The following is a 26,322-nucleotide window of genomic DNA, read 5'->3' as shown; positions in this document are numbered from 1 at the left end:
TGCCCGAGCGCGGCGTGGTGCACAGGCATGTCGATCCCCCTCACAGCAGGAGTTCACGCATGAACAGCATCCGTACCCTGACGCGCCGTACCGCCCTGGTGCCCGCGACCGTCGCCGCCGCCTTCGTCCTCGCCGCCTGTGGAGGCGACGGCGACGGCGGGACCGGCCAGGAGGGCCCGCACAGCTCGGCCTCCGCGAGCGCCGACGCGGGCCGGCAGGCGCACAACGCCCAGGACGTGGCCTTCGCGCAGGGCATGATTCCGCACCACCGGCAGGCGCTGGAGATGGCGCGGCTGGCCGCCGGCCGTTCCGCGTCGTCGAAGGTCGAGGACCTCGCGGCACGCATCGAGAAGGCGCAGGATCCGGAGATCTCGACCATGACCGGCTGGCTGAAGGCCTGGGGCGAGGAGGTGCCGCGGGCCTCGGAGCCGATGCCCGGCATGGACGACCACTCGACGCACTCCGGCATGCCCGGGATGATGGACGGCCAGGACATGGCGGAGCTGGAGGAGGCGTCCGGCAAGGCGTTCGACAGGATGTTCCTGACCATGATGGTCGAGCATCACGAGGGCGCCGTCGAGATGGCCGCGACCCAGACGGCCAAGGGACGCTACGCCCCCGCCAAGGCCCTGGCCGGCGACATCGCCACCGCGCAGAAGGCCGAGATCACCGAGATGAACAAGCTCCTCGGCAGGGACTGACCCGGCATGGGCTGACCTGACGGGGACCGAGACCGAACGTCCTCGTGGGAGGCACGGACCCCGCCCGGGTGACGCTGCTCAGGCGTCCCCGGGCGGGGTCTCCCTGGCAGGGGCCTCGTGGGCGCGTTTCAGCTCGGAGCGGGCGTTCACCTGGTCGGGGCCGGTGATCTCCGACCAGTAGCGGTGGGTACTGACGAACACGGCGAGCTCGCGCTCACGCTGACGGAGCTTCTCCACCTCGGCCTGTTCGTCCGCGGACCAGCCGGGGGAGGCCGGGCGCTCGACCTTGCGCCAGCCGTTGTCGTCGCTGAATCCGTCGAGCGGCTCGACGGACCATGGAAGTCTCTTCAGCAGGGCCGTCAGCTCGGCCCGGACCTGATGCAGTTCCTCCTGACCGGCGAGGAGGTCACTGGGAAAATCATAGGTCGTAGCCACGCCTCAATGATACGTCTGTTCGATTTTGAGGCGCGCGTTCCCTTCAGTGGTTCACGCGAAAGGGTGGCGCCGTAGGGGGCGGCGAGTCGGGCGTAGTTCTGGCACCCGGGTCCGCCGCCGGGGCCGATTGTCAGACCCCTGCCCTACCGTGAAGAACATGGATGGCATGGATGAGCGGGCCGGGAGGGGCGGGGAGGCCGGGGGGCGGGTGTGCCTGGTCCCCTGGGCGGAGGGGGATCTGTGGCTGCTGCGCAGGACCAACAGCCCCGAGATGACCGCGCGTCTGGGCGGACCGGAGACCGAGGAGCAGCTCGCGGCCCGGAACCGGCGGTACGTGGATCCGGGGCCCGGGCGGATGTACCGGGTCACGTCGGCGGACGGCGGCGAGACCGTCGGCTCGATCGGGTACTGGCAGCGGACCTGGGAGGGCGCGGAGGTCTGGGAGACCGGGTGGGCGGTGCTGCCGGAGTTCCAGGGGCGGGGGCTGGCGGTCCGGGCGGCCCGTGCCGTGCGGGACGCGGCCCGAGCCGACGGGAGGCACCGGTATCTGCACGCGTTCCCGAGTGTTGACCACGCCGCCTCCAACGCGGTCTGCCGCGGGGCGGGGTTCACCCTGCTCGGGCAGGCCGACTTCGAGTATCCGAAGGGCCACTGGATCAGATCGAACGACTGGCGGGTGGACCTGGAGAGAGGAGACTGACGCCATGTGCCGCAGCATCAAGACACTGCGTCCGCCCGCGCTGGCCGAGGAGGCCACCGAGGACGAGATCAGGGCCGCGGCCCTGCAGTACGTGCGCAAGATCTCCGGGTTCCGCGCGCCGGCCGCGCACAACAGGGAGGTCTTCGATCAGGCCGTGGAGGCGGTCGCCGGGGCCACGGCCGACCTGCTGGCCGGCCTGGAGGTGCGGGGAGGCGCCGGCACGCGGCGCGCCTCGTGACACCGTGCCGCGCACGTCCTCGTCACCGGCCATGATCGCGAGCCTTGGCGGGCGTTGACCGGTGTTGGCAGGCGTTGGCCGACTCGGCGAAGCCCGCCTGCTACGAGGCCGCCCGCTCCACAGCCCGCCGGCTACGGAACCCGTCCGGCCCGAAGCCGCTCGCGCTCCGAGGCCTGCCGGTTACGGGGCCCGCCTGTTACGGAACCCGTCCGGCCCGAAGCCGCTCGCTCCGAGGCCCGCCTGTTACGGGGCCCGTCCGGCCCCAAGCCGTCCGCCCCGAAACCCGCCCGCTACGAAGCCTCCGTCGCCCGGGGCTGTCGGCGCATCAGGTACGCCGCCCCCGCGCCCGCGCCGAAGAGCGCCACCAGCGACACCGCCGCCCCCAGCCAGGTCGCGCCCAGCCACTGGCCGCCGAAGTAGCCGAGGGCGACGCTGTAGACGGCCCAGGCCAGCCCCGCGAGGGCCGACCAGGGGAGGAACTCGCGGACCCGGCGGTGGGCGGAACCGGCGATGAGAGAGACGACCGAGCGGCCGGCCGGGGCGAAGCGGGCCAGCACGACGAGGGCGCCGCCGCCACGGGCGAGGGCCCCGCCGAGACGTTCCTGCGCCGTGGTCAGCCTGCGGGAACGGGCGATCGCGCGGTCCAGTCGCGGCCCGCCGCGCCAGGCGAGGCGGTAGACCGCGAGGTCACCGAGGACGGACGCGGTCGCCGCGCACAGCGTCAGGATCAGGATGTCGGGGACGTCCTGTGGGACCCGCCCGGCGGCGGCGGCGCCCGTACCCGCGGCCGCCGCCGTGGCAGCCGTGATCACCAGGACGCCGCTCGGCAGCACCGGCAGGAAGATGTCGAGGAGCACCGAGACAGCCACCAGCACATAGATCCATGGGCTGCTGACCAGCGAACCGATACTCCCGAGACTGTCGAGCACCACAACTCCCCGTTATCCCCCCGTGAGCCGCTCCATGCCGCGAGACGCGGGGGCGGCAGGAGCGGCCTCTGACAGCCATCCAGCGTACGCCCGGGGTGTGACAGACGGTTCACAGGGGGCTTGTGCGGTCGGCACGGAGCCTTCACCTGGAAGGGGTTGTTCACGTGTCTCGCGGGCGGCGGACCGTCGCTCCCGGAGGTGCTGGCCGCCGGGAGCGACGGCGGTGCCCCGGCCCACGGTCCGGTCCGGGGGGCACCGCTCCGGGTCGGTCAGGCGGCGACCGGCGTCTGCGGCTCCGCGGCGGCCTGCTCCTGCCCGGACGCGCGCCGGGCGAAGAGCCGGTCCAGACCGAAGGCGCCGGAGCCGGTGAAGGCCAGCAGCAGGAAGGCCCAGCAGAACATGGCGGAGGCCTCGCCGCCGTTCTCCATCGGCCACAGGGCGCCCGGCTGGTGCACCTTGAAGTACGCGTAGGCCATGGAGCCCGAGGAGACGACCGCGGCTGCGCGGGTGCCGAGGCCGAGCATGACGAGGCTGCCGCCGACCAACTGGATCACGGCCGCGTACCAGCCGGGCCAGGTGCCCGACTCGATCGTGCCGCCCGTTCCCGATGCGCCGCCGAGGACGCCGAAGAGGGAGGCCGCGCCGTGGCAGGCGAAGAGCAGGCCGACGACTATGCGGAACAGGCCGAGGGCGTAGGGCTGGGCGCTGTTGAGGCGTGCGGACATGTGGGGGTGCTCCTTCGGTCGAACCGGCCCCGTGGGGCCGGTGGGGACGGAACCGAGTGGGCTGCCCACGTTAGGTGCGCCTTACGAGTACTTGCAAGTTCAACATTTGGCCATGACTTGGCGCATGGTCACCGTTTCGCTTCGGCGGCCATCGCAGGTGGGAGCGCTCCCATGAGCGCGGCGAAGGCCGCCGGTGTGTCTGGATTCATACCCGGCCGCGCCTCCGGCCTACGCAGTTCTTGTGCCAGTTCTTACGCCAGTTCCCTGTCGGTGACCATCCGCAGGGCGGTCGTCCCGTCGCGTTCCGTCCGTGCCTGCTCCAGACGCAGCCGGGCCGATCGCCCTTGCAGGGTCAGCGTCATGAGCTGGTTGCCGAACCAGGGGCCGCCGGTCTTGCGCCAGCCGACCGCCGGCGGGGCGCAGCGTCCGTGCCGGGCGATGCGCCGCCCGAGGGCGCGTGCCGGGGCGCTCCAGCCGAAGCGGAAGCCGAGGCGGATGGAGAGCGGCACGGAGTTGTGGACGGGGGAGCAGGTCAGTTGTGCCACCCGTGCGTCGGGCGTGCGGCCCGGCCAGGACGGTTCGGCCACGTAGGCGTGGTGGACGTCGCCCGACAGCACGTTCACCGTCGCGGGCGCCCCGGGCCCGGTACCGGCTTCGGCGATCAGGTCCGCGAGGGCGTCGAAGGAGGACGGGAAGGCCGACCAGTGCTCCAGGTCGGCCCCGCGCCTGATCTTCTCACCGCGCCGCGCCCAGCCCGCGCCCCGTTCACCGGCGCACATCGCGGAGTTCCACGCCTCCACGTCGTGCACCAGGTGGGGCAGCAGCCAGGGCAGGGAGGTGCCGATCAGCAGGTGGTCGTAGGAGTCCCGCTCGTCCAGGATCTGTTCGCGCAGCCAGGTGGCCTCGCCCGGGTCGAGCATGGTGCGGCTGTCCTCCCTGAGGACGCGGGCCGCGCGCGAGTCCACCATCACCAGCCGTACGCGGCCGAAGTCGCGCCGGTAGCTCCAGCGGACGGACGCCGGGTCGGCGTCGGCCCGCGCGGCGAAGGTGCGGAGCGCGTCGGTGCCGTCGGGTACCTCGCGGACGGCCGCGTAGAGGGGGTCGGCGGCCAGTTCGTCCGGGGAGAGGTTGCCCAGCTGCTGGTACACCCAGTAGGACATCAGCCCGCTCAGCAGCCGCTCGCGCCACCAGTCCGTGGCCCGCATGTCGGCCAGCCAGGCCTCGGAGGTGTTCCAGTCGTCGATGACGTCGTGGTCGTCGAAGATCATGCAGCTGGGCACGGTGGACAGCAGCCAGCGCACCTCGGGATCGAGCCAGGACTCGTAGTAGAGGCGGGTGTACTCCTCGTAGTCCGCGACCTGGTCGCCCGGAGCTTCGGCCAGGTCGCGGCGGCCGGCGATCCAGTGGCGTGTGGCGTCGGAGACCTCGTCGGCGTACACCTGGTCGCCGAGCAGGAGCAGCAGGTCGGGGCGCTCGCCCTCCGGGTCCGCGGCGATGCGGGCGGAGAGGGTGTCCAGCGCGTCCGGGCCCACCCGGTCCTTCCCGCCGGCCGGCGGCGCGGCCCAGCGGCAGGAGCCGAAGGCGATGCGCGTCTTCTCGTGCGCCGCCGGTGACGTGGTGATCACCGAGGGCGGGAAGCGCGAGTCGGGCGGCGGCCACACACGGGCGCCGTCGAGGAGCACCTCGTACTCCGTCGCCGTACCGGGTGTCAGGCCGCTCACCGGGACCAGGGCGTAGTGGTGGCCCGCGATCTGGAACGTGCGGGTGGTGCCCCGGGCGCCGTCGGCGCAGCGCACCTCGGCGGTGCAGGGCCGGTTTGTCTCGACCCAGACGGTCGCGCACGAGCCGTCGGTGTATCTCAGCAGTGGTCCAAGGCGCAGTCCGGCCATGGTGTTCGCCTCCTCCGTCGCCCCGTACGGTACGGAACGACGGAGGCCGGCGGGGAGGCTCCGCGCCGAACACGCGGTGGCCGGGCCGCGGCCCGGGGCGTCAGCAGTTCGCGAGCCGGCTCCGCAGCGCGGACTTCTCGGCGGAGTCGACCGAGAGGTCGTAGTAGTACTTCACCTGGACCCAGGCGCGGACGTACGTGCAGTGGTAGGCGCTGCGCGAGGGCATCCAGGTGGCCGGGTCCTGGTCGCCCTTGGACTGGTTGACGTTGTCGGTGACCGCGAGGAGCTGGGGACGGGTCAGGTCGTTGGCGAAGGACTGGCGCCGGGAGGTGCTCCAGGATCCGGCGCCGGAGTCCCAGGCCTCCGCGAGCGGCACGAGGTGGTCGATGTCGACGTCGGAGGCGGCGGACCAGGTGGCGCCGTCGTAGGGGGAGTACCAGCTGCCGCTGGTGGCGGCGCAGGAGGAGTCGGTGTCGACGCCCGAGCCGTCGCGCTTGAGGACGGTCTCGCGGGTGTTGCAGGAGCCGGACTGCGTGATCCAGTGCGGGAAGAGGTCGCGGTCGTAGCCGGTGCGGCTCTCGGTCCTCACGGTGAGGGACGCGAGGTAGCCGCGGGCGGTGGCGGCGCTGACCGGGGTGGGGAGGGCGGCGGAGGCGGCCGGGCCGTTGAGGAGCCCGGCGGAGGCTATGAGCCCGGTGAACGCGGCGACGAATCCGAGCCGTCGACGCGCGTAGAACTTCGGCATGCGAACTCCCTGGGAGTGTGGGGGTGTTGGGGCGCGGGCAGGGGAATGCTCGCGACGCCGCATGGCGCACAGGTGTGCGGCCGGTAAGAAGTTAGTGACGTGTGCATGGCACGTCTATGGGTGTGACGGGACTCGTGACGGAATGTCCCGGGACTTTCGCCCCTCGGCCCCGCCGGCGGGGCTCGCGTACTATGGACGGCGCAGAAGGGGAGTAGCTCTTCGCCGGACCGTCGACATACTGCTCAGCTCGTCTGAGCCGGCGCCCGGAGGCAGGCCTCGTGCGCGGGGCCGGCCAGCGAGACCTTCGGCAAGCAGTGCACGCCCGTGCCGTACGGCGGGGGCGACCGTGTGCTGCCGTGCCGAGGTGTCCGCAGCGCAGGACCAGCACTCTCGGTGGGGCGGCCCCGACCGATAGAGGAACCCTTGATCAGCCTGACCGTGACGGCAGTCGTCTTCGGCGTCGTCTTCCTGGCCGAACTGCCGGACAAGACCGCGCTCGCCGGTCTCGTCCTCGGCACCCGCTACCGGGCCTCCTACGTCTTCGCCGGTGTGGCCGCCGCCTTCCTGCTGCACGTCGTCCTCGCGGTCGCGGCCGGCAGCGTGCTGACCCTGCTGCCGCAGCAGATCGTGCACGCGATCACCGGCGTGCTGTTCCTGGGCGGCGCCGCCGTGCTGCTGATGAGGAAGGACGACGAGGACGAGGAGATCCGCAAGCCCGAGAACCAGTCCTTCTGGAAGGTCTCCGGGGCGGGATTCATGCTCATCCTGGTCGCCGAGTTCGGCGATCTCACGCAGATCATGACCGCGAACCTCGCTGCCCGCTACGACGACCCGCTCTCCGTCGGCCTCGGCGCGGTGCTCGCCCTGTGGGCGGTGGCCGGGCTCGGCATCGTCGGCGGGAAGGCCCTGATGAAGCGGGTGCCGCTGGCGCTGATCACCAAGATCGCGGCGCTGCTCATGCTGGGCCTCGGGGTGTGGAGCCTGTGGGAGGCGGTCACCGGCTGAGCGGCGGCCCGGGGAGGGTCCCGTCGCCGTGCGTATCGCCCCGTACGCACCGCCCCATACGTACCGCCCCGTACGCGTCCCTCGTGTGCGTCCCCCGTACGCGGCCCACGCCGACGGTGGCGTGCGGACTGAACGGTTCGTGAACGTTCGGGCGGGGCGGTGGCGCGATGCCCGTTCTGTTTTGTACCGTGGATGAACAAAGTGACTCCCGTCCGTTCTCCCTGACCGGCGGGCGGGGTCACCTTGTTTCCTCCCCGCGCCTTGGAGTCTGCCGATGACGGCCACCGCCCCCACCGTTCTCACCGCCCGTGCCCTGCTGCTGGACATGGACGGCACCCTCGTCAACTCGGACGCCGCCGTCGAGCGCGTCTGGCGGGGCTGGGCCGACCGGCACGGCCTGGACGGCGACGAGGTCATGAAGGTCGTCCACGGACGGCAGGGTTACGCCTCGATGGCGCTGCTGCTGCCGGACCGGCCCATGGAGCAGAACCACGCCGACAACGCGCGCATGCTCGCCGAGGAGACCGCCGACACCGAGGGCGTCGTCGCGATCCCCGGGGCGGCGGAGTTCCTCGCCTCGCTGCGGGGGCTGCCGCACGCGCTGGTGACCTCGGCCGACGTGCCGCTGTCCACCGCGCGGATGGCCGCCGCGGGGCTCGCGCAGCCGGACGTCCGGGTCACCGCGGAGTCGGTCGGTGCCAGCAAGCCCGACCCCGAGGGCTTCCTCAAGGGTGCCGCCGAACTCGGTGTCGCACCCGCCGACTGCATCGCCTTCGAGGACTCCGGCGCCGGCATCACGGCGGCGCGCGCCGCGGGGATGCGGGTCGTGGGGGTGGGTCCGCGGGCCGGTCTCCACGGGCCCGACGTGGTCGTGGAGGACCTGACGCGGGTACGTGCGGAGGCCGGCGCGGACGGGACGCTGCGGCTGCGTATCGGCTGACATCGGCCGATGTCGGCCGACGTCGGCCGACCGTGGCCCGAACAGCACACCTAGGGACAGCACACCTAGGGACAGCACACCTAGGGGGCTCGCGTCTCCGACTCCAGCTGGCGCCGGGTGTCCTGCCCGTAGACGCCGAGCTCGTCGGAGCGGATGCCGCGGGCCCACTGGAAGGTGCGCACCGCGTCCTCGACCTGCCGGTTGTAGGTGCCGTTGACGTCGCCCATGTAGAGATACAGCTGGGCCAGGCGCTGCTGGAGCTCGGCGACCTCGGAACCCCGGTCGCCGCGGTGCAGCGTGCCCCCGCCGTCGGGAGCGTCGTCGTCGTCCTCGGACTCCTGCGTGGGATTCTCGGCCGGCGGGCTCGTCGCGGTCCGCGTCGGCTCGGCCGACGGGGACGGCGTGGGCGAGGCGCTCGACGCCGACGGTGACGGCGAGGGCGAAGGACTCGAACTGGCCGACGCGGAGGCGGACGGGGACGGCGACGGCGAGGCGGTCGGCCGGGCGGACGTGAGGCTCGGCTCGGGGGCCGCGGCGGCGGCGCTGGTCGACGGGTCCGGCACGCTCGCCCGGACCTCGTCCGGCAGCGCTCCGTCCCGCGAGGGCGACTCGTAGGAGAACAGTCCGCTCGCGTACCCGGCCGCCCCCACCACGACCACGACCGCCCCGGCGGCGCTGAGCAGCACGCCACGGCGCCGCCCGCGCCGCGGACGCCCACCGGTACCGTCCGTGCCGTCCGCGCCGGGCCCCATGGGCGCGGACGGGGCTGCGGGTGTGGTGGCCGAGGTCTCGAACATGCGCAGGTCGTGCGCGCTGGGTGTACCGGTCGAGGGCGCCAGGGGCATGGGCAGTACGGAGGTCGCCTCCGTGTCCGCCCCCGGTGGCCCGGCGTCGACGGCGCGCAGCGTCATGGTGGCGTCCGGGTCGGGCGCGGACCCGGACCCGGGCCCGGGCGCCGGGGCGCGTGTGGCGGGCGCGGTCGGGGGCGTGGACGGGGACACCACGGATGCTGCGGACGCCGGTCCCTCGGACACGGGTCCGCCTGACGCGGGCGTGCCGGACATGGGTCCGCCTGACGCGGGCGTGCCGGACATGGGTCCGCCTGACGCGGGCGTGCCCGGCCCAGACGTGCCGGACGGTGTACCGGAGGGAGCCGTCGCCCCGGTGACCGGGGGTGTCGGGGCCTTCTCCGAGCCGTCCAGCTCGACGTACGGCCGTATGCGCAGCGGGTCGAAGTCCTCCGCCGCTGCCGCCTGCGCCGTACGCGCGTCGCGCAGGGCGTCGGCCGCCCGCAGCCCGCAGGCGCAGGAGGGCGTGTTGTCCGCCTTCCTGGGCGTTCCGCACTCCGGGCACGAGTGCCCCTGGGGCCGTTCTTGCGGCTCCTGTGGCGGCTCTTTCTGCTGTTCCACGCGTTCGTTCCTCCCCTCGCGACTCCCCTCGCGAACTCCAGAGTTTATGCAGATCTTCTCCACACTCCCGCGCGCACGCCCCCGGAACACCGGCTTCCCACAGGACTGAACCGGCGATATCGGGTCACACCGACCAGGATGGAAGGTGCGTGAAGGCACCCGTGAGAGACCGTGAGACGCCCGTGGGAGGTCTTCATGGCGGGAGATGTGCGCGGAGCTGCGGACCCGGACCCGAGGAACCCGCCGGACCCGGTGCGGTCCGGCAAGAGCGGGAAGGGCCAGGGCCAGGAGCAGGAGCAGGGCCAGGGACAGGGCCAGGGACAGGGGCAAGGTCAGGAGCAGGTCTCCAGCGGCGTTCTCGTCTCGATCGGCGCTCTGCTGCTCGGGATGCTGCTCGCCGCCCTCGACCAGACCATCGTGTCGACGGCGCTGCCCACCATCGTCAGCGACCTGGGCGGCCTGGAGCACCTGTCCTGGGTGGTCACCGCGTACCTGCTGGCCGCGACCGCCGCCACGCCGCTGTGGGGAAAGCTCGGCGACCAGTACGGGCGCAAGAAGCTCTTCCAGACGGCGATCGGAATCTTCCTGGTCGGCTCGGCGCTGTGCGGCGTGGCGCAGAGCATGCCCGAACTGATCGCCTTCCGCGCTCTCCAGGGGCTGGGCGGCGGCGGGCTGATGGTGCTGTCCATGGCGATCGTCGGCGACCTGGTCTCCCCCCGCGAACGCGGCCGCTACCAGGGGCTCTTCGGCGCGGTCTTCGGTGCGACCAGCGTGCTCGGGCCGCTGCTCGGCGGGGTGTTCACCGAGCATCTCAGCTGGCGCTGGGTCTTCTACATCAACCTGCCCGTCGGTATCGTCGCGCTCGCCGTGATCGCGGCGGTGCTGCACATCCCGCGCCGGACCACCCGGCACGTCATCGACTACCTCGGCACCCTCCTCATCGCCTCCGTCGCCACCTGCCTGGTGCTGGTGGCCTCGCTCGGCGGCACGACCTGGGCCTGGGGGTCGCCGCAGATCATCGGCCTGGCGGTGCTGGGAGTCGCTCTGGCCGCCCTCTTCGTGGCCGTGGAGCGCAGGGCCGCCGAGCCCGTCCTCCCGCTCAAGCTCTTCCGCGTCCGCACCTTCACGCTCTCCGCCGTCATCAGCTTCGTAGTCGGCTTCGCGATGTTCGGCGCGATGACCTACCTGCCGACGTTCCTCCAGGTCGTGCGGGGCGTCAGCCCGACCATGTCCGGTGTGCACATGCTGCCGATGGTGTTCGGCCTGCTGCTGTCCTCGACGGTCTCCGGGCAGATCGTCAGCCGCACGGGCCGCTGGAAGGTGTTCCCCGTCGCGGGCACCGCCGTCACCACCCTCGGCCTGCTCCTGCTGCACCAGCTCGACGAGAACAGCGCGACCGCCGAGATGAGCGCCTACTTCTTCGTCTTCGGACTGGGCCTCGGCCTGGTGATGCAGGTCCTCGTCCTCATCGTGCAGAACGCCGTGGCGTACGAGGACCTGGGCGTCGCCACCTCCGGCGCGACCTTCTTCCGTTCCATCGGCGCGTCCTTCGGCGTGGCCGTCTTCGGCACGATCTTCGCGGGGCGCCTCGGCGACAAGCTCGCGGACGCCTTCCGGGGCGCCGAACTCCCGCCCGGCGTCTCCGTGGACACGCTCAAGGCCGACCCGCGCGGCATCGGCGCCCTGCCGCCCACCCTGCGCCCCGAGGCACTGAGTGCCTACGCCTCCGCCATCACCGACGTCTTCCTGTACGCCGCCCCCGTCGCCCTCCTCGGCTTCCTGCTGGCCTGGTTCCTGAAGGAGGACCGGCTGCGCGGCTCGGTCAGGGCACCGGACGCCACCCAGACCCTGGCCAGCAACCCGGTGGAACGGTCCTCGCGCGACGAGGTGTGCCGTGCGCTGTCGGTGCTCGGTACCCGCGAGGGGCGCCGGGAGATCTACCGGCGGATCACCGCGCGGGCGGGCTACGACCTGCTGCCGGCGTCGAGCTGGATGCTGCTGCGGGTGAGGAAGTACGGCCGGGTGGAGCCTGCCGTGCTCGCCGAGCGCAGCCCCGTGCCGCTGACCGCCGTCATGGCCGCCGCCCGCCAGGTGGAGGAGCGGCACCTCGCCGTCCGCGAGGGTCCCGACCTGGTCCTCACCGACCGGGGCCGGCAGGTGGCGGAGCGGCTGGCGACGGCCCGCGAGGAGTCCCTGGCCGAGCTGCTGGGCGACTGGTGGGGCCCGGACCGCCCGACCGACCTGGTGCGTCTGGTGAGGGAGCTCACCGGCGAGTTGTGCGGCTCGGAGCGGGAGCGCCCGCACGAGGGACGTACGCGTGAGGGACGTACGCGCGAGGAACGCACCCCGGCGCGGGCCGGCTGAGCCGCCCCTGTCGGCCTGCACGCTCCGTCAGGCGGCGCGCGGGAGCCGCTTCAGCCGCTTCGTGAACCAGTGCTCGGCGTACGGGTCCTCCTTGTACGCCTCGGTCTCCGTGTAGCCGAGGCGCGCGTACAGGGCACGGGCCTCGACGAGGTCGCCCCGCGTGTCGAGGACCATCCGCGAGGCCCCGAGCGCCCGTGCCGCGTCCTCGGCGGCCCGCACCAGCAGCGCCGCGCCGCCCAGACCGCGCATCCGCTCGTACAGGAACACCCGGGTGAGCTCGGCGGTGGTGTCGTCCCGCAGTCGTACGCCCGAGGTGCCGGCCGGTTCGCCGCCGTACCGGGCGACCAGCAACCGCCCCCGGGGCGGTACGAGGTCGGCGCCGCGGTGGGCGGCGATCTCCCGCTCCAGCTCACCGGGGTCGGTGGTCCGCCCCTCGTGCAGCAGGTAGTAACGGTCGCTGACCTCTGTGTAGTACGCGCGCCAGAGGGCGGCGGCGACGGGGGAGTCGTACGGTTCCGGGGCGACGGTCCAGGTCATGACCGGCATTGTCGGGACGGCACCGGCATGCTGCGCAAGCGTATTTTCCCACCGATGCGCCGTCGGCGCGCGTCGTGCGCCGTTTGAGCGCGGACTCCGGGGCAACCCGAACAGCGAACCGGCCCGTTCGGAGAGCCGGTAGGGCCGAGAACCCGGAAGGCACTCATGTCCACAGGCGTGATCATCGCTTTGATCGTGATCGTGGCGGCCGTGCTCGTTGTCGCGGCCGTACTGGCCCTGCGCGCGCGGGGCCCCCAGCACGGCGGAAGCCTGAAGCGGCGCTTCGGGCCCGAGTACGACCGGGCCGTGGCCCGGCACGACGGCGACACCAAGGCCGCCGAGCGCGAACTCGCCGACCGCGTGGAACGGCACGGCTCGCTGCACGAGAGGCCGCTGGAGCCGGCCGAGCGCGAGCGCTTCGAGGCGCGCTGGACCGCGACCCAGGAGCGCTTCGTCGACTCCCCGCGCGAGGCCGTCGGCGAGGCGGACCGGCTGCTCGCGGAGCTGGCCGGCGCCCGGGGCTTCCCGGACGGCGGGCAGTACGAGGAGCAGCTCGCGGCACTGTCCGTGCACCACGCCCACCACGTCGACGGCTACCGGCGCGTGCACCGCGTGACGCACGCGCGCGTGGACGGCGCGCAGGACAGCGGCGCGGGTACGGAGGAGATGCGCGAGTCCCTGGTCGAGGCCCGCGCGCTGTTCGAGGACCTGGTACGCCCCGGCCGCCACGACGGAAGCCGCCATGACGGTGGCGGCAGGCACGACGGCGGCGGGCACGACGGCGGCAGGCACCGCGCCGGTACGGACGGCGACGGACGCGCGCCCGCCCGCGCCGCCCGCACCCACCACTCCTGGTCGCTCAGCAAGCGCCAGCCGAAGGAGAGTTGAGGCACATGTCCGATGTGACCCGGCAGCCCGGCGGCATCCCCGCCGAGCGGGACAGGCAGATACCCGACGCCCGTGACGAGAGGCCCCTGGGCGCCGACCGGACGGACGACGCGTACCCGGCCCCCGGCGCCCGCGCCGACCACGCCGTCGGCGCGGGCGCCGACACCACCCCCGGCCTGCGGACCGACGGCCCGATCGACGGCCCGGACCGGATCGACGGCCCGGACCGTACGAAGGGCACCACCCCGGCCGCCCACGCGGGCGCGCTGCTCCCGCACGAGGAGTGCGACAAGCTCGGGCAGCGGTTGCAGCACGCGGTGGCCGGCTTCGTCGACGCGCCGCGTGCCTCCGTCGAGGAGGCCGACCGCGTCCTGGAGGAGATCGGTTCCCGCGTCACGGACGCCGTGACGCACCGGCGCCGCACACTGCGCACGTCCTGGCGGGACACGGGCGAGCCCGAGCACGCCGCCACGAGCACCGACACCGAACAACTCCGCCTGGCCCTGCGGGACTACCGCGAGCTGGCGGACCGTCTCATGCGCCTGTGACACACAGGCACACAGGCGTCACCGATCCGCCCGGCGCTCCCGCCACTGCCGTACGACCTCTTCGACGTCGTAGGGCCTCAGACCCAGCGGGGGGCCGGGCGGCGGCTTGAACATGACGTCGGGGATCCTGACGTTGATCTCCTCGACGATGCGGCGGACCACCCGCTCCGACGGCGCGTTCGCCGCCGCCTCCAGGGCGTCCTCCGCCTCCTTGCGCAGGGCCGGCGTGGGCGGCAGCACGGAGAAGCCCTCGCGGGCCATCTTCCGCTTGACCCACCACAGTTCGTCGTAGGTGCTGTCCACTTCGCTCGGAAGGGTTTTCCCCGCGCCGGGCAGCTGTGCGAACTCGCCGCGCGCGTCCGCGTCACGAATCAGTTTGTCGACCCTCCCCCACTCTCAACTTCGTTCGAGCGGGGGGACCCCCATATCGAAGTCGACGCCGGGAGGCTTTCGCTCGGTCATGACCCCAGTGTGCCGGACAGCGCGCCACCGGCCGATCTATCATGCGGCGGCAGTACGTCAACGAGGGACGTCCCAGGTTCCTCTCGGGCCCCAGAAGGAGCGCGCGTGCTCGAACTCACCATGGCCGCCGTCACCGCGGCGGACGCGGGTGCCACGGCCGGCATGCAGATGGCCGACGCGCCCAGCGAGCCCGGGGCGGTGCTGAAGGTGGGCCGGGACAGGTCCGTGTGCCGGCTGTCGACGCCGGACGACTGGCTGTTCGTCTCCCGGGTCCACCTGGAGTTCCGCTGCGGTCCCGACGGCACGTGGCGGCTGACCTGGCTGCGGGGCTCGCAGCCGGACCCTTCCTCGGAGGTCCGGCTCACCGTCGGCGGACACACGCGGCCCCTGGACTACGGCGGCACCGTGCCGCTGCCGAGGGGCGGCAGCGGCGAGATCGTGGTCCAGGACCGCGCGGAGCCGCGCAGCGTCAACGTCGGCTTCTACCACGAGGCCTGAGCACCCGCGCGCCGGTGCCTGCCCAGGGGCGCGGGTGCTCAGGCCAGCACCCGGGCCAGCGCGAATCCGTCGTACCCCTTGCTGCCGACCGTCTGGACGGCCGTACCGCTGAGCCGCGGGTGGCTGCCGATCAGCTCGATGGCGGCGCGGGTGCCGCGTACGTCGTCGGCGTCGTCTTCGGCGTCGGCCACGCGGCCGCCGCGCACCACGTTGTCGAGGACGATCAGGCTGCCGGTGGCGGTGAGCCTCAGGGCCCACTCCACGTAGTGCGGGTTGTTGCCCTTGTCGGCGTCGATGAAGACCAGGTCGAAGGGCGGCGGACGCTCGTCGGCGAGCTTCGGCAGCGACTCCAGGGCGGGACCCACGCGTACGTCGACGAGGGCGTCGAGGCCGGCGCGGGCGATGTTGCGGGTGGCGACCTCGGCGTGCCGGGCGCTGTACTCCAGCGTGACGAGGCGGCCGTCGGCGGGGAGGGCGCGGGCCAGCCAGATGGTGCTGTAGCCGCCCAGGGTGCCGATCTCCAGGATGGTGCGGGCGCCCTGGACCTGGGCGAGGAGCTGGAGGAGCTTGCCCTGGTTGGCGGTGACGTTCACCTGCGGCAGCCGGGCGGCTTCGCTGTCCCGCAGGGCGGCCGTCAGGGGGTCGTCGTCGGGCGCGAGGTGGCCGGTGAAATAGGCGTCGACGTCGTCCCAGAGCTGCGACTCGCTCATGACGGGGCCTCCCGTGTGCGTCGTCAGCTTTTCCGAGTAGGTGCGCTGACGAAGATATCCGCGCGGTGGCGGCGTGTCAGGCGTTCGCCGGGGTGCGTCCGCGGGGCACGGGCCCGGGGCCCCCGGGAGGCCCCGCGGAACACCCCGGGGGCCCCGCGGAACACCCCGGGGGCCCGCGCTCAGCCCTCCACCGACGGAGCCGACCCCGGCAGGGGGCGGCCCGCCGACTCCGACATGAACCACACCGCCACGCCACCGACCACGGCGGCGGCCATCATGTAGTACGCGGGCATCATCAGGTCGCCCGTCGCCCCGATCAGCGCCGTCACCACCAGCGGTGTCGTACCGCCGAACAGGGACACGGACACGTTGAAGCCGATCGACAGCGAGCCGTACCGCACCCGCGTCGGGAACAGCGCCGGCAGCGCGGACGGCATCGACGCCGTGAAGCAGACCAGCAGCAGCCCCAGCGCGGCCATGCCCAGCCCCACCGCGAGCAGGCTGCCCTCACGGATCAGCAGCAGCGCCGGTACGGACAGGAGCAGGAACCCCGCGCAGCCCGCCGCGATCACCGGCCGCCGCCCGACCCGGTCGGTCAGCGCGCCGGCGAACGGCTGGACGACCATCATCAGCGCCATCACGACCAGCACCACGAGCAGCCCGTGCGTCTCGTCGTACTCCAGCTCGCTCGTCAGGTAGCTCGGCATGTACGACAGCAGCATGTAGTCGGTGACGTTGAAGACCAGCACCAGGCCGACGCAGAGCAGCAGCGCCCGCCACTGACCGGTGATCATGTCCCGCAGCGGTACCTTCGGCCGCGACGTCTCCGCCTTCTCCAGCTCGGCGGCGAACGCCGGCGTCTCCTCCAGCCGCATCCGCAGGTACAGGCCGATGATGCCCATCGGCCCGGCGATCAGGAACGGGATGCGCCAGCCCCAGGACGTCAGGTCGCCGTCGGAGAGCAGTGCCGTCATCAGGGTCACCAGCCCCGCACCGCCGATGTACCCGGCGAGCGTGCCGAACTCCAGCCAGCTTCCGAGGAAGCCGCGCCGCTTGTCCGGGGCGTACTCGGCGATGAAGGTGGAGGCGCCCGCGTACTCACCGCCGGTGGAGAACCCCTGCACCAGCCGGGCGACCAGCAGCAGCACCGGCGCCCAGACGCCGATCGTCGCGTACGAGGGGATCAGTCCGATGGCGAACGTGCCCGCCGCCATCATGATCATCGTGAAGGCGAGGACCTTCTGCCGTCCGACCCGGTCGCCCAGCGGGCCGAAGACCATGCCGCCGAGCGGCCGGACCAGGAACGCCGCGGCGAAGGCGCCGAACGTGGAGAGCAGCTGGGCGGTCGGGTTGCCCGACGGGAAGAAGACCTTGCCGAGCGTCACGGCGATGTAGCTGTAGACGCCGAAGTCGAACCACTCCATCGCGTTGCCGAGCGCCGCCGCCTTCACGGCACGCCTGACGAGAGCGGGATCGGTCACGGTGGGGGAAGCGGCCCCCGGAGCGGATCCCGGGGGAGGGGAGGAGTGCGGGTTCGTGCCGGACGGGTGAGTGGCGACGGGGGCAGCCGACAAAACTTCGCTCGCCTACCTTTCGACGGGAACAGGGACGCCACGACCCGCACGGCGGCACTGTCGCCGGGCCGGAAGAAGCCCGCGGCACTCGGCCACGGGCAGAAAAGCGACCATAGGCGCTGATGCGCCGCTTACGCCCGGTATGCTTTTCGTTGCACACTGCACCAAAAGGGCGTACACGCAGGGACGTCCGCGCCCCACGAAGCGCTCCCCGGCCGTGTGACCTGTGATCCTTCTCGCTCCCGCAGGAGGCGTCGGTACCGCTCCCGCACTATCGTCAATCCGGACAAACGGCCGGACGGCCGCGAAAATGCGGGACGAATCGCGGGCGGCGGGCAGGTGGAACGGGGGTTGCCTGCGTCTCCCCCCGGGGGTGGTGCGAGCCTCATAGGGTTCGCAAGGACAACACACCGCGTACACGGGCGCGGTACGAACGGGGCGGGAGGCCGACGAGGCGTGGCGAATGCGGAGCACAGTGGGCGACCGGCGGAGCCCTTCGGGGCACCGGCCGTCGATGCGACCAGGGCACGGCTGCGCGTCGCGCGCCTCGGCCTGTGGCTGGTCGCCGCCATCCTCGGCGTACGACAGCTGGCCGCGGTCCTCAGCACACCGAGCGGGGAACGGCTGACGGACCTGGACACCTGGGTCGGGGAGCACGGGGTCCTGCACGTGGAGGGGTCCCTCTACGACTCCACGGAGTTCACCGGCACCCCCTTCGTCGGCCTGGTCCTCAAACCGTTCACCCGCGCCGCCGAACAGGCCCTCGGCTGGGGCTGGACCTTCGGCTCGCTGCTGCTGGTCGTGGCCCTCGGCCTGGTCGCCGCCCGCGCCCTGCCCAAGCCGGTGGGCCGCCGTACGGCACTGCTGGCGGCCCCCGTCGCCGTCAGCCTGCTGATGCTGTCGCTGCCGGTGCGCAACGCGCTGTGGCTCGGCCAGACCAGCATCATCCCGGTCCTCCTGGTCCTGCTGGGCTGCTTCGCCGTACGCGGTGAGCACGGCGACCGGATCGGCGGCGCGCTGATCGGCCTCGCTGCCGCGTTCCAGCCGACCGTCCTCCTCTTCGTCCCCCTGCTGTGGTTCACCGACCGCAGGCGGGCCGCCGTGTCGACGGGGATCACCTTCGTCGCCTGCACCGCCGTCGCCTGGGCGGCGATGGCGCAGGACTCGTACACCTACTGGGTCCACCACATGGCCGGTGTGGGCCTGGGCGGCGAGGCCGACGACCTCGCCAACCAGTCGCTGCACGGCGCCCTGCTGCGACTCGGCCTCTCCGGCCCCCTGGAGATCGCCCTCTTCCTCCTGCTCGGCGCCGCCGTCGCCGTCCTCGCCCTGCGCCGCGCCGTGCGCTACGCCCGCGACGGACAGCTGCTGCTCGCGGTCGCCGTCACCGGCTGCGCGGCCGTCGTGGTGTCGCCGGCCACCTGGCAGCACCAGCTGCTGTGGGTGCTGCCCGCGCTCGTCGGCCGGGTCGGCAAGAAGGCCTCCGACCGGTACGTGTGGCCGGTCGCCGTCGTCCTGGTGATGACGCTGCCCGCGAAGATGATGCTGCCGAACATGGCGGCCCTCTACCCCCTGCGCGACAACGTCGTACTCCTCGCGGCGCTGGCCGCCGCCGTCGCCGTGCCCTTCCTGTCCCGCACGTCGCCGTACTTCGACGCGCCGGTCCCGACGAGCTACGCGCCGCCGGTCCCGACCCGCTTCAAGCACGTCCCCCTGCTGCCGTTCCTGCGCCGGGTCCTCACCCGCCCCAACCTCCTCCTGGAGCTCCTCCTCATCCGGGTCACGTACGCCGCCTACTCCCAGGTCCGCCTCGCGGCGACCGGCGGCAGCAACTCGGCGGGCCGGGCCCGGGCCGAGGAGCACGGCTGGCAGATCCTGGACATCGAGCGCTTCCTGCACATCGACATCGAGCACGCGGTCAACCACGCCGTCGTGAGGATCGGCTGGCTGCGGGACTTCTTCGACTTCTACTACACGTCGTTCCACTTCGTCGTCCCGCTGGCCGTCCTCGGCGTCCTGTACTGGCGCCGCCCGGTCGACTACCGCTGGGCCCGCGCGTCCCTCGGCTTCGCCACGCTGCTGGCCCTGGTCGGCTTCTGGCTGTACCCGCTGGCACCGCCGCGCCTGATGCCGAACCTCGGGATCATCGACACGGTGCACGGCGTGCAGGACTTCTCCAAGCCGGACTACGGCACGCTGACGCACCTCACCAACCAGTACGCGGCGATGCCGTCGCTGCACTTCGGCTGGTCGCTGTGGTGCGGGGTGGCGATCGCGATCATCGCCCCGAAGATGTGGATGAAGGCCCTCGGCCTCCTCCACCCCCTGTTCACCGTCGCGGCGATCGTGGCGACGGGCAACCACTGGATCCTGGACGCGGTGGGCGGCGCGGCCGTGGTCGCCGCGGGCTTCGGCCTGACGTACCTGTTCCAGGGGCCGAGGGCCCGGCTGGTCACCGCGACCGCGGCCAAGGACGCCTCGGCGGTCAAGGGCGCCACCCCGGCGAACGCCATCCCCGCCCCCGCGCCGCCCCCGGCCAAGGACACCGGCGTGCCCGCCGAGAAGCTCAGCAGCGATCCTCCGACTCCGGCGAAGGACCGTACCGGGAGCTGAGCCGGTACTCGCCCGGCGCCTCGACGGTCAGGCGGGTGAACTCGCCGTCCTGGGCGAGGCACCCGCCGTCGGTCCGCAGCCACGGCGACCAGGCGACCCGTACGGTCACCGGGCCGGGCCGGTCCACGCGGAGCACCAGGTCGGCGCTGCCGGTCGTCACGACGCTGCCGGGCTCGGAGACGAGCGGTACGGCGTCCCGCACCCGGTACACCCTCCAGTGCTCGTCCTGCCAGACGGGCTCCAGCCACTCGGGCCGCAGGTCCGGGTCCCGGACGAGTGCCGCCTCGGCCTCGGCGGGCCCGTCCGGCTTGCCCAGCGGCAGGACGACGAGGCCGACCGCCCAGTGGTCCAGCCAGGCCCGGTAGGTGGCCGCGGAGAAGGTGCCGTCGTAGAAGAGACGGGCGCGTTCCACGTCGAGCTGCCGGTTCCAGCCACGGGCCAGGTTGACGTGCGGGGCGAGCCGGGCCGCCTCGCGGTGGTCGCGGGCCGGCACCACCTCCACCCGGGTGCGGTCGGCCCCGAGGCCGTCCAGCGCCCGCAGGACACCGTCCGTCTCGACGGCCCAGGCGGGCACCACGGTGTACTCCCTCAGGTCGTCGTCGGTCTTCTTCCCCATCCACCCGACGGAGAAGACGAGGGCGACGATCAGCAGATTGCGCGCGACCCGCCGGGACCGGTCCGTGCTGAGCAGGGCGGCGAGCAGCACGGGGGGCGCGAAGTACTCCGCGAAGCGCTCGACGTTCGTGCCGACGGGCGAGGCGACGAGGTACGTGAGCACGGTGCCGGTCGCGTAGACGGCCCCGCTCCACCGGGCGACCCGCCAGGTACGCGGGGCGAACGCGGTGACCGCGAGGCCGAGCACGACCGGCGGCCATATTCGGGCCGCCGGCATCGGCTGCTCCCCGGTGAAGGGGAACAGCAGCGTGGTCAGCCCGACGACGACGGCGGGCGGTACGAGGAGCACCAGGGCGCGCCCCCAGTCCCGTACGAGCAGGTAACCGGCGCCCACGACGGCCAGGTACAGCCCGGCCACCGGCGAGGCCATGGTGGCCAGTGCCGCGTACCCGGCGGCGAGGACCGTCCGCCGTTCCCGGACCAGCACCACGCACGCCGCCAGTCCGAAGGCGAGCCCGAGCGCGAAGGTCGTACGCCCCGAGGCGACGTTGCACCACAGGGCGAGGGAGGCGAGCAGGGCGGGCCACAGGGGTCTGCGCACCCCGGCCCGCCCGATCAGCACGGCCGCCAGCCAGGCGCCGGCCAGCCCGGACACCGCGGTGACCGTGCGTACGCCGAGCAGGGCCATCAGGTGCGGCGATATGACGCTGTAGTTGGCGGTGTGCGTCCCGCCGTACCAGAACAGCCCGTACGGCGAACCGGCGTGCCGCGAGGTGAAGTCGGCCCACGCCTCCTGCGCGGCGAGGTCACCCCCGCCGGTGGCGAGAAACGCCCACCACACCGCGTACAGCGGGATGGTGGGCAGGGTGGCGAGCAGGGCCACGCGATGCCGGCGCCCGAAGGCGCGCAGGGCATCGCCCGGACGTCTCTCCCGCTGCCGCTCGGGGCGGGGGACGGTCGTCAGTGCGGCAGGGACCACGGTGGGGGTTTCCGTTCGGCGTCATCGGGGGCACGGCGGGGGCACGTGCGAAGACGATAATTCGAACAGAAACGTTTACCTGGACCCGGGCCGGGTCACCGGGCCACAGGGGCACCGGGTCATTCGGGCACGGCCTCCCGCGTCCGGTGAGTGACGGCGAGCCCGGTCAGGGTGAGCGCGGCGATCCCGAGCAGGACGGTCGCCGGATTCAGGTACGACGGGATGACGGCCTCGACCACCCGCCCGTCCCCGGCCCGGCAGCCGAAGTGCAGCGGGAGGAACGTCGGTACGTAACCGCTGACTTCGCCGCCGCCCAGGGCCCGGTGGCACGCCTGGGCCTGGGCGTGGTCGTCGAAGAAGAACAGGTGCAGGAGGCCCCAGGTGTACATGCCGGCCGTCGCGCCCCACGCCAGTACGGCCGCCGGTGCGAGGAACACCCGCCCGCCCGGGCCGGTCCTCCTCGCGCGCACCAGGCCCGTGATCCCACGAAGGGTGAGCCAGAGCACGGCGACGAGGCCGGCCAGGAGCAGCAGGAGCAGTACCGCCCCGTCGTGCTCGGCGTAGGGCTCGTCTCCGGAGCCGGACGCGATCACTCGGCGGTGGTGGAGGCCCAGGCGGTGAAGGCGGTGAAGGCGGCGGGGGCCAGGGTGAGGGCCGGTCCCGCCGGGTTCTTGGAGTCGCGGACGGCGACGGTGGCGTGGCGGGGCAGCTCGGCGACCTCGACGCAGTCGCCGCCCTGGTCGCTGCTGTACGACGACGTGCGCCAGGCCAGCCGGCCGAGCGGCGCGCACTCCACGCAGTCGCCGCCCTGGTCGCCGCTGTAGCTGGACTTACGCCACTGGATCCTCGTCGGCATCGCCTTGCTCCCCATAGCGTTCCTCCATCACCCGGCGGATCAGCTCCGCCGAGTCCTTGAGGGAGAGCGCGGCGGCCCGGAGATGATCGTAACGGAGTGAACAGTCCTTGACGCTCTCCGGGTTGGCGGTCGGATGACCGGTGCCGTACCCCTCCGTGTAGACGATGGCGGGGTCCCGCGCGAAGCGATAGAGGTTGAATGAGCCTTGAAGCCCCGCGTGCGCGCCCGCCGAGAACGGCAGCACCTGGACGTTGATCCGAGGATTGTCCTCGAAGGACAGGAGGTGGGTCAGTTGGCCGCGCATGGTCTTGCGGCCGCCGATCTCCTGGCGCAGCGCGGCCTCGCTGAGGACCGTCCAGAAGACCGGTGGTTCTTCCTTCTCGAAGATGCGCTGGCGGGCGAGCCGTACGGCGGTGCGGTCGTCGAGGTCGGTCGGGTCGAGCGTGCCGAGTACGGCCCGTACGTAGGCGTCGGTCTGGAGCAGGCCGTGGATCATGTGCGTCTGGAAGGTGCAGATCTCGACCGCGCGCACCTCCAACTCGGCCACCTGTTGGAACCACGCCGGTTGCTGGCTGCGCATCACCAGGTCGACCAGCCGGGACAGCAGCCCGCCCGTCCCCAGCGCCGCGTCGACGCGCTCGCTGAACTCCTGCGTCGGCAGCTTGCGCGCGGTCTCGATCTGGCCGACCAGTGAGCCGGTGTAGTTGACGATGTCGCCGAGCTGCCGCTGCGTCAGCCCGGCCGCCTCCCGATGGCGGCGCAGCTCGAAGCCGTAGTAGTCGAGCGGTGAAGCGCCCGGGTCGAGGACGTTGATGTGGGTCATGCGGAGAGCCCCCTCTCGCACAACTCGGTCCACCACGGGACCGGTTGTATCCGTTCGGTAGCCCACGGTAGTCGTCCGACGTCAGGCTCGTGCCGTGAACGAATACTTTCCCTCGGTCCTCGTGGGCCACTGCGCGAACCAGTACCGGATGAGCTTCACGGCGGGCGCCCACTCGGCCGGGCACGTCAGGCGCATCGTCCGTTCGTACCTGGGCGAATGGGGCCTCGACGAGCTGGCCGACGCCGTGGAGCTCGGCGTGACCGAGCTGCTGGCCAACGTCGTACGCCATGTCCCGGACCGCCGCTGCACGCTGCTGTTGCTGCGGCGGGCGGACGGCGGTGGTGTCCGGGTGGAGGTGGCGGACGGCAGCCCCCGGCTCCCCGTCGCGGCCGGGCGGGTGAGTGACGACTCGGAGAGCGGCCGGGGGCTGGTGCTGCTGGACGCGGTGGTCGACAAGTGGGGCGTGGGGCCGGGGCCCGGGGACGGCAAGACCGTGTGGTTCGAGGTCCGAAGTCTGCCGAGGTGATCTGTGAGGTGGTTGGATCACCTCTGTGCCGGTGAGGCGGGGGTGGCCGGAAGGGCGCCCGTAAGGGGAGGGGCCGCACGTGATGTCACAAGCGTTTCCGGTGGGTGGCTGGAGGAAGCGCACTGTCGCCGTTCCTCGTTCGAAGGGGGAGCCGGCGCTGTTGCGGTTGAGGTCGCGGGGTCCGGTGACCTCCTACAGCGTGACTCCGTGGATCGACACTCCGCAGGAGCGGACGTCGGCCGCCGCCCTTCTCCGAACGTCGGGGCGATCGTGGCATCCGTTCGTCGTCCCCGCCCGGTATACGCACCTGGAGGTGAAGAAGGCCGGGGAGAACGGTGTGGCCCGCTGGCAGCTCGACAGGTTGCGGCCTGACGACGTACCGCCCCTGCCGGCCTCCGTGGCCGGTCACGGCACCCAGCTCTTCACCTGGGAGGGCGGGGAGCTGGAGCTGCGGTACGAGAGCGTCGGCCGCACGAGGGGATTGGGCGTCGTGCATCAGGCGTTCGGCAGTGGCGAGCCGCTGGACACGGACGTGACGGGTACCGAGAGGGGGACGGTCCGCCTGAGTGGGCCCGGCTATGTGTGGGTCGCCTGCCTCCTGGCCGGTGACTGGACACTCAAGGTCGCCTGAGCGATGGGCGGGTCGTCCTCGGGCACGGAACGCCGAGCTCGGGAGCCCCGTCGGGGCAGGTGGCCGAGGGGCCCCCTGCCCCGACGGGGCTCGGTCTGCCGGGCGGGCGGGTCACCGGCGCCCGGCGAAGGCCGGTGCCGTGCGCGGCGCTCCTCGGCTCAGCCGAAGTTCACGTCGCTGCACCACATGTACGCCTGGTCGAGGTGCGAGGCCTGCCAGATCACGAACACCACGTGGTGTCCGGTGTACCCGGAGGTCTGGACGGGGAAGGAGATGTTCTGTGCCGGGGCGAAGCCGCCGGTCTGCGTGATGAAGTCGAGGTTGCCCCAGCCCAGGGTCTGGGTCTTGGGGTCGAAGCCCTGCTTGCTCACATAGACCTTGAAGTAGTCGGCACCGTGGGACGCCTGGTCGTACAGCTGCACCGAGAAGTTGCTGCCGACGTTGGTGGTCTTCCACTGGCCGGGCTTGTTCAGACTGGCGTTCCTCGCGAGGTTGTTGCTGCAGAGCGTCCCGTCGGGGGTCTTCGCCTGGAACTGGCCACCGAGGCCGTCGCGGAGGGCGCTCATCCAGTTCCACATGGTGTCGGCGTTGGCCTGGAAGGCCTGCCAGCACATGGGGTCCTGGGTCTGCATGGCCGGGTTCGTGTGGTTGCTGCCCCACGTCTTCCAGCACTGGTACGCGCGGGTGGCGGGACCGACGATGGTGCCGTGGGCCTGGGCGGGGGTAGACCAGGCCAGTGCGCCGACGACCACGGCGAACAGCATGACGAGCGCCTGGAGAGGCCGGCGGAGGGCCGACCGCGAACGCCCGGTTAACGGACTCGTTGTGCGCATGTGGGGGGACTCCTTCCAGAGGCAAGGCTGTAGTGGGAGCGCTCCCAAAATGACGACTCCTCAGTGAAATGTCAATGAAACAGACAAACTTGATCACAGCGGTGGGTCGCGGTCGGGGAATCCGCCCTGGTGCGGGAGCCCGTGTCCTTGCCGGACTCGGGCGGTCGGCCCTTCCCGCGGCGACTCCGGAACCACTCCTTGCCGTCGAGTCCCACCCATCGCCTCCGGAGGGGCAACGGTTTACCATGACGCCGCGTCAGTTCGCGGCCCGGCGTCTTCGGGCCGGCGGAGGAGACCGCCTTCACGGCCGAGTCCCCGCAGCACCACGCAAGCCGTTCGGTCAACCGTCACTCCATCGAGATGAGGTTCCATGAACCGAAACCGAACCGCCGTCGGCGCGTTCGTCGTGGCCCTGTGCACTGCCGGCCTCGCCCTCGGCCCGGCGACCGCCGCGAGCGCCGCCGAGGCGAAGTCCCGCGTCGGAGCCGACTGGGAGACCCAGTCGATCGTCTTCACGGCCGCCGCGGGCCACACCAACGACCTCAACGTCTTCTTCATGTACACCAGCGACGGCATCCAGCGGATCGGCTTCCGCGACGTGGTCCCGCTCGAACCGGGCGGCCATTGCGCGTACTCCTCGGCCGAGGACACCACCGCCGTCGTCTGCGAACTGCCCGCCGAGGGCCCCCGTCCCGACCGGATCGACATCCACCTCGGCGACGGCGACGACACGGTCGCCGCCTTCACCCCCGGGGTCGGCACCGTCAGCGGCGGCTCCGGGGACGACGAACTGCATGCCCACACGGCACGCACGGTGCTGGGCGGTGACGGGAACGACATGGTCATGGGGCCCGCCGTGCTGCACGGCGGCGACGGCACGGACCACCTCATGGGTGACGGCGACGACCAGCGGATGTGGGGTGGCGCGGGCGACGACATGATCGAGGGCTACGGCGGCGACGACACCGTGTACGCCGGCTCCGGCGACGACCATGCCATGGGCGGGGACGGCCGCGACATCGTTCTCGGCGGCCCCGGCGACGACATGCTGTACGGCGAAGGCGGCGACGACCTCGTCGGTGGCGGCCTCGGCAAGGACACCGTCGAAGGCGGGCCGGGCCGCGACATCGTCCTCCCGTAGGCGCACCC

At 72.3% G+C, this 26,322-nt stretch carries 28 protein-coding genes; 13 read left to right on the top strand and 15 right to left on the bottom strand.

Annotated features, from left to right (window positions below; genetic code table 11):
- The first annotated feature begins 59 nt into the window (after nucleotides 1-59).
- Entirely contained in the window at nucleotides 60-701 is a 642-nt protein-coding gene (locus ACH4NX_RS09410; RefSeq protein WP_398128457.1) for a DUF305 domain-containing protein, read from the top strand.
- 78 nt (nucleotides 702-779) lie between these two features.
- Here ACH4NX_RS09410 and ACH4NX_RS09405 read toward each other — a convergent pair whose 3' ends face one another.
- On the bottom strand, nucleotides 780-1,136 hold the full coding sequence (locus tag ACH4NX_RS09405; protein WP_398128456.1) for a hypothetical protein: 357 nt from the start codon (nucleotides 1,134-1,136) through the stop codon (nucleotides 780-782).
- A 157-nt stretch (nucleotides 1,137-1,293) separates the two neighbouring features.
- On the opposite strand from ACH4NX_RS09405, the gene ACH4NX_RS09400 reads away from it, so the two are divergent.
- The gene (locus ACH4NX_RS09400) at nucleotides 1,294-1,836 is read left to right on the top strand and encodes a GNAT family N-acetyltransferase (RefSeq protein ID WP_351388347.1); all 543 of its coding nucleotides are present in this window, start codon (nucleotides 1,294-1,296) and stop codon (nucleotides 1,834-1,836) included.
- 4 nt (nucleotides 1,837-1,840) lie between these two features.
- Nucleotides 1,841-2,074: a DUF2277 domain-containing protein gene (locus ACH4NX_RS09395; RefSeq protein WP_351388350.1), complete on the top strand. Its 234-nt coding sequence runs from the start codon at nucleotides 1,841-1,843 to the stop codon at nucleotides 2,072-2,074.
- Nucleotides 2,075-2,364: 290 nt separating this feature from the next.
- On the opposite strand, the gene ACH4NX_RS09390 is transcribed toward ACH4NX_RS09395, so the two are convergent.
- From ACH4NX_RS09390 to ACH4NX_RS09375, 4 genes are all read right to left on the bottom strand, one after another.
- Entirely contained in the window at nucleotides 2,365-3,003 is a 639-nt protein-coding gene (locus tag ACH4NX_RS09390; RefSeq protein ID WP_351388352.1) for a VTT domain-containing protein, read from the bottom strand.
- Between the two features lie 269 nt (nucleotides 3,004-3,272).
- Nucleotides 3,273-3,728 carry a DoxX family protein gene (locus ACH4NX_RS09385; RefSeq protein WP_398128455.1) on the bottom strand — a complete coding sequence of 152 codons (456 nt, stop codon included), beginning with the start codon at nucleotides 3,726-3,728 and terminating at the stop codon, nucleotides 3,273-3,275.
- Nucleotides 3,729-3,979: 251 nt separating this feature from the next.
- Complete coding sequence (locus ACH4NX_RS09380) at nucleotides 3,980-5,617, bottom strand: alkaline phosphatase D family protein (RefSeq protein ID WP_398128454.1); 1,638 nt, start codon at nucleotides 5,615-5,617, stop codon at nucleotides 3,980-3,982.
- Between the two features lie 100 nt (nucleotides 5,618-5,717).
- Nucleotides 5,718-6,362 carry an HNH endonuclease family protein gene (locus ACH4NX_RS09375; RefSeq protein WP_351388359.1) on the bottom strand — a complete coding sequence of 215 codons (645 nt, stop codon included), beginning with the start codon at nucleotides 6,360-6,362 and terminating at the stop codon, nucleotides 5,718-5,720.
- A 423-nt stretch (nucleotides 6,363-6,785) separates the two neighbouring features.
- On the opposite strand from ACH4NX_RS09375, the gene ACH4NX_RS09370 reads away from it, so the two are divergent.
- Together ACH4NX_RS09370 and ACH4NX_RS09365 are read left to right on the top strand one after the other, a co-directional pair.
- Nucleotides 6,786-7,367 (top strand): TMEM165/GDT1 family protein, encoded by a 582-nt coding sequence (locus ACH4NX_RS09370; RefSeq protein WP_351388361.1) that lies wholly within the window; start codon nucleotides 6,786-6,788, stop codon nucleotides 7,365-7,367.
- 274 nt (nucleotides 7,368-7,641) lie between these two features.
- Nucleotides 7,642-8,307 carry an HAD family hydrolase gene (locus tag ACH4NX_RS09365; protein ID WP_351388364.1) on the top strand — a complete coding sequence of 222 codons (666 nt, stop codon included), beginning with the start codon at nucleotides 7,642-7,644 and terminating at the stop codon, nucleotides 8,305-8,307.
- Between the two features lie 80 nt (nucleotides 8,308-8,387).
- Here the strand turns inward: ACH4NX_RS09365 and ACH4NX_RS09360 are convergent, their stop codons facing one another.
- Nucleotides 8,388-9,716: a peptidoglycan-binding protein gene (locus ACH4NX_RS09360; RefSeq protein ID WP_398128453.1), complete on the bottom strand. Its 1,329-nt coding sequence runs from the start codon at nucleotides 9,714-9,716 to the stop codon at nucleotides 8,388-8,390.
- A gap of 195 nt (nucleotides 9,717-9,911) precedes the next feature.
- Between ACH4NX_RS09360 and ACH4NX_RS09355 the strand changes: the two genes are divergently transcribed.
- Complete coding sequence (locus ACH4NX_RS09355) at nucleotides 9,912-12,080, top strand: DHA2 family efflux MFS transporter permease subunit (RefSeq protein WP_398128551.1); 2,169 nt, start codon at nucleotides 9,912-9,914, stop codon at nucleotides 12,078-12,080.
- A gap of 27 nt (nucleotides 12,081-12,107) precedes the next feature.
- Here ACH4NX_RS09355 and ACH4NX_RS09350 read toward each other — a convergent pair whose 3' ends face one another.
- Nucleotides 12,108-12,617: a GNAT family N-acetyltransferase gene (locus ACH4NX_RS09350; RefSeq protein ID WP_398128452.1), complete on the bottom strand. Its 510-nt coding sequence runs from the start codon at nucleotides 12,615-12,617 to the stop codon at nucleotides 12,108-12,110.
- 165 nt (nucleotides 12,618-12,782) lie between these two features.
- Here ACH4NX_RS09350 and ACH4NX_RS09345 point away from each other — a divergent pair, with 165 nt between their 5' ends.
- On the top strand, nucleotides 12,783-13,505 hold the full coding sequence (locus ACH4NX_RS09345; RefSeq protein WP_351388371.1) for a hypothetical protein: 723 nt from the start codon (nucleotides 12,783-12,785) through the stop codon (nucleotides 13,503-13,505).
- A gap of 5 nt (nucleotides 13,506-13,510) precedes the next feature.
- A complete protein-coding gene (locus tag ACH4NX_RS09340) occupies nucleotides 13,511-14,053 on the top strand; it encodes a hypothetical protein (protein WP_398128451.1) in 543 nt (180 codons plus the stop codon).
- 18 nt (nucleotides 14,054-14,071) lie between these two features.
- Here the strand turns inward: ACH4NX_RS09340 and ACH4NX_RS09335 are convergent, their stop codons facing one another.
- Nucleotides 14,072-14,428, bottom strand: coding sequence for a DUF1992 domain-containing protein (locus ACH4NX_RS09335; RefSeq protein ID WP_398128550.1), 357 nt, complete (start codon nucleotides 14,426-14,428; stop codon nucleotides 14,072-14,074).
- A 192-nt stretch (nucleotides 14,429-14,620) separates the two neighbouring features.
- Here ACH4NX_RS09335 and ACH4NX_RS09330 point away from each other — a divergent pair, with 192 nt between their 5' ends.
- On the top strand, nucleotides 14,621-15,013 hold the full coding sequence (locus ACH4NX_RS09330; RefSeq protein ID WP_351388376.1) for a hypothetical protein: 393 nt from the start codon (nucleotides 14,621-14,623) through the stop codon (nucleotides 15,011-15,013).
- Nucleotides 15,014-15,051: 38 nt separating this feature from the next.
- Here ACH4NX_RS09330 and ACH4NX_RS09325 read toward each other — a convergent pair whose 3' ends face one another.
- Together ACH4NX_RS09325 and proP are read right to left on the bottom strand one after the other, a co-directional pair.
- Nucleotides 15,052-15,723 carry an O-methyltransferase gene (locus ACH4NX_RS09325; RefSeq protein ID WP_351388379.1) on the bottom strand — a complete coding sequence of 224 codons (672 nt, stop codon included), beginning with the start codon at nucleotides 15,721-15,723 and terminating at the stop codon, nucleotides 15,052-15,054.
- A 179-nt stretch (nucleotides 15,724-15,902) separates the two neighbouring features.
- Entirely contained in the window at nucleotides 15,903-17,297 is a 1,395-nt protein-coding gene (gene proP, locus ACH4NX_RS09320) for a glycine betaine/L-proline transporter ProP (RefSeq protein WP_351388382.1), read from the bottom strand.
- 456 nt (nucleotides 17,298-17,753) lie between these two features.
- On the opposite strand from proP, the gene ACH4NX_RS09315 reads away from it, so the two are divergent.
- A complete protein-coding gene (locus tag ACH4NX_RS09315; RefSeq protein WP_398128450.1) occupies nucleotides 17,754-19,910 on the top strand; it encodes a bifunctional glycosyltransferase 87/phosphatase PAP2 family protein in 2,157 nt (718 codons plus the stop codon).
- Here ACH4NX_RS09315 and ACH4NX_RS09310 read toward each other — a convergent pair.
- The 4 genes from ACH4NX_RS09310 to ACH4NX_RS09295 form a co-directional block, all read right to left on the bottom strand.
- A complete protein-coding gene (locus ACH4NX_RS09310) occupies nucleotides 19,864-21,504 on the bottom strand; it encodes a hypothetical protein (protein WP_398128449.1) in 1,641 nt (546 codons plus the stop codon). The two genes, ACH4NX_RS09315 and ACH4NX_RS09310, sit on opposite strands and share 47 nt — an antisense overlap.
- A gap of 119 nt (nucleotides 21,505-21,623) precedes the next feature.
- The gene (locus ACH4NX_RS09305) at nucleotides 21,624-22,097 is read right to left on the bottom strand and encodes a hypothetical protein (RefSeq protein ID WP_398128448.1); all 474 of its coding nucleotides are present in this window, start codon (nucleotides 22,095-22,097) and stop codon (nucleotides 21,624-21,626) included.
- On the bottom strand, nucleotides 22,094-22,360 hold the full coding sequence (locus ACH4NX_RS09300; protein ID WP_398128447.1) for a DUF397 domain-containing protein: 267 nt from the start codon (nucleotides 22,358-22,360) through the stop codon (nucleotides 22,094-22,096). Before ACH4NX_RS09300 ends, ACH4NX_RS09305 begins: the two co-directional genes overlap by 4 nt.
- On the bottom strand, nucleotides 22,335-23,183 hold the full coding sequence (locus tag ACH4NX_RS09295) for a helix-turn-helix domain-containing protein (protein ID WP_398128446.1): 849 nt from the start codon (nucleotides 23,181-23,183) through the stop codon (nucleotides 22,335-22,337). Before ACH4NX_RS09295 ends, ACH4NX_RS09300 begins: the two co-directional genes overlap by 26 nt.
- 94 nt (nucleotides 23,184-23,277) lie before the next feature.
- On the opposite strand from ACH4NX_RS09295, the gene ACH4NX_RS09290 reads away from it, so the two are divergent.
- Both ACH4NX_RS09290 and ACH4NX_RS09285 read left to right on the top strand, forming a co-directional pair.
- On the top strand, nucleotides 23,278-23,709 hold the full coding sequence (locus ACH4NX_RS09290; protein ID WP_398128445.1) for an ATP-binding protein: 432 nt from the start codon (nucleotides 23,278-23,280) through the stop codon (nucleotides 23,707-23,709).
- Between the two features lie 313 nt (nucleotides 23,710-24,022).
- Nucleotides 24,023-24,340: a hypothetical protein gene (locus tag ACH4NX_RS09285; RefSeq protein WP_398128444.1), complete on the top strand. Its 318-nt coding sequence runs from the start codon at nucleotides 24,023-24,025 to the stop codon at nucleotides 24,338-24,340.
- A gap of 158 nt (nucleotides 24,341-24,498) precedes the next feature.
- Here ACH4NX_RS09285 and ACH4NX_RS09280 read toward each other — a convergent pair whose 3' ends face one another.
- Complete coding sequence (locus tag ACH4NX_RS09280) at nucleotides 24,499-25,104, bottom strand: lytic polysaccharide monooxygenase (RefSeq protein ID WP_398127821.1); 606 nt, start codon at nucleotides 25,102-25,104, stop codon at nucleotides 24,499-24,501.
- Nucleotides 25,105-25,543: 439 nt separating this feature from the next.
- On the opposite strand from ACH4NX_RS09280, the gene ACH4NX_RS09275 reads away from it, so the two are divergent.
- Nucleotides 25,544-26,314: a calcium-binding protein gene (locus ACH4NX_RS09275; protein ID WP_351388398.1), complete on the top strand. Its 771-nt coding sequence runs from the start codon at nucleotides 25,544-25,546 to the stop codon at nucleotides 26,312-26,314.
- Nucleotides 26,315-26,322: the final 8 nt, after the last annotated feature.

Source organism: Streptomyces sp. NPDC017225 (assembly GCF_044331465.1).
Taxonomy (GTDB): domain Bacteria; phylum Actinomycetota; class Actinomycetes; order Streptomycetales; family Streptomycetaceae; genus Streptomyces.
Note: the sequence above shows the minus strand (reverse complement) of the source record. Positions and strands in the feature narration are given on the sequence as shown.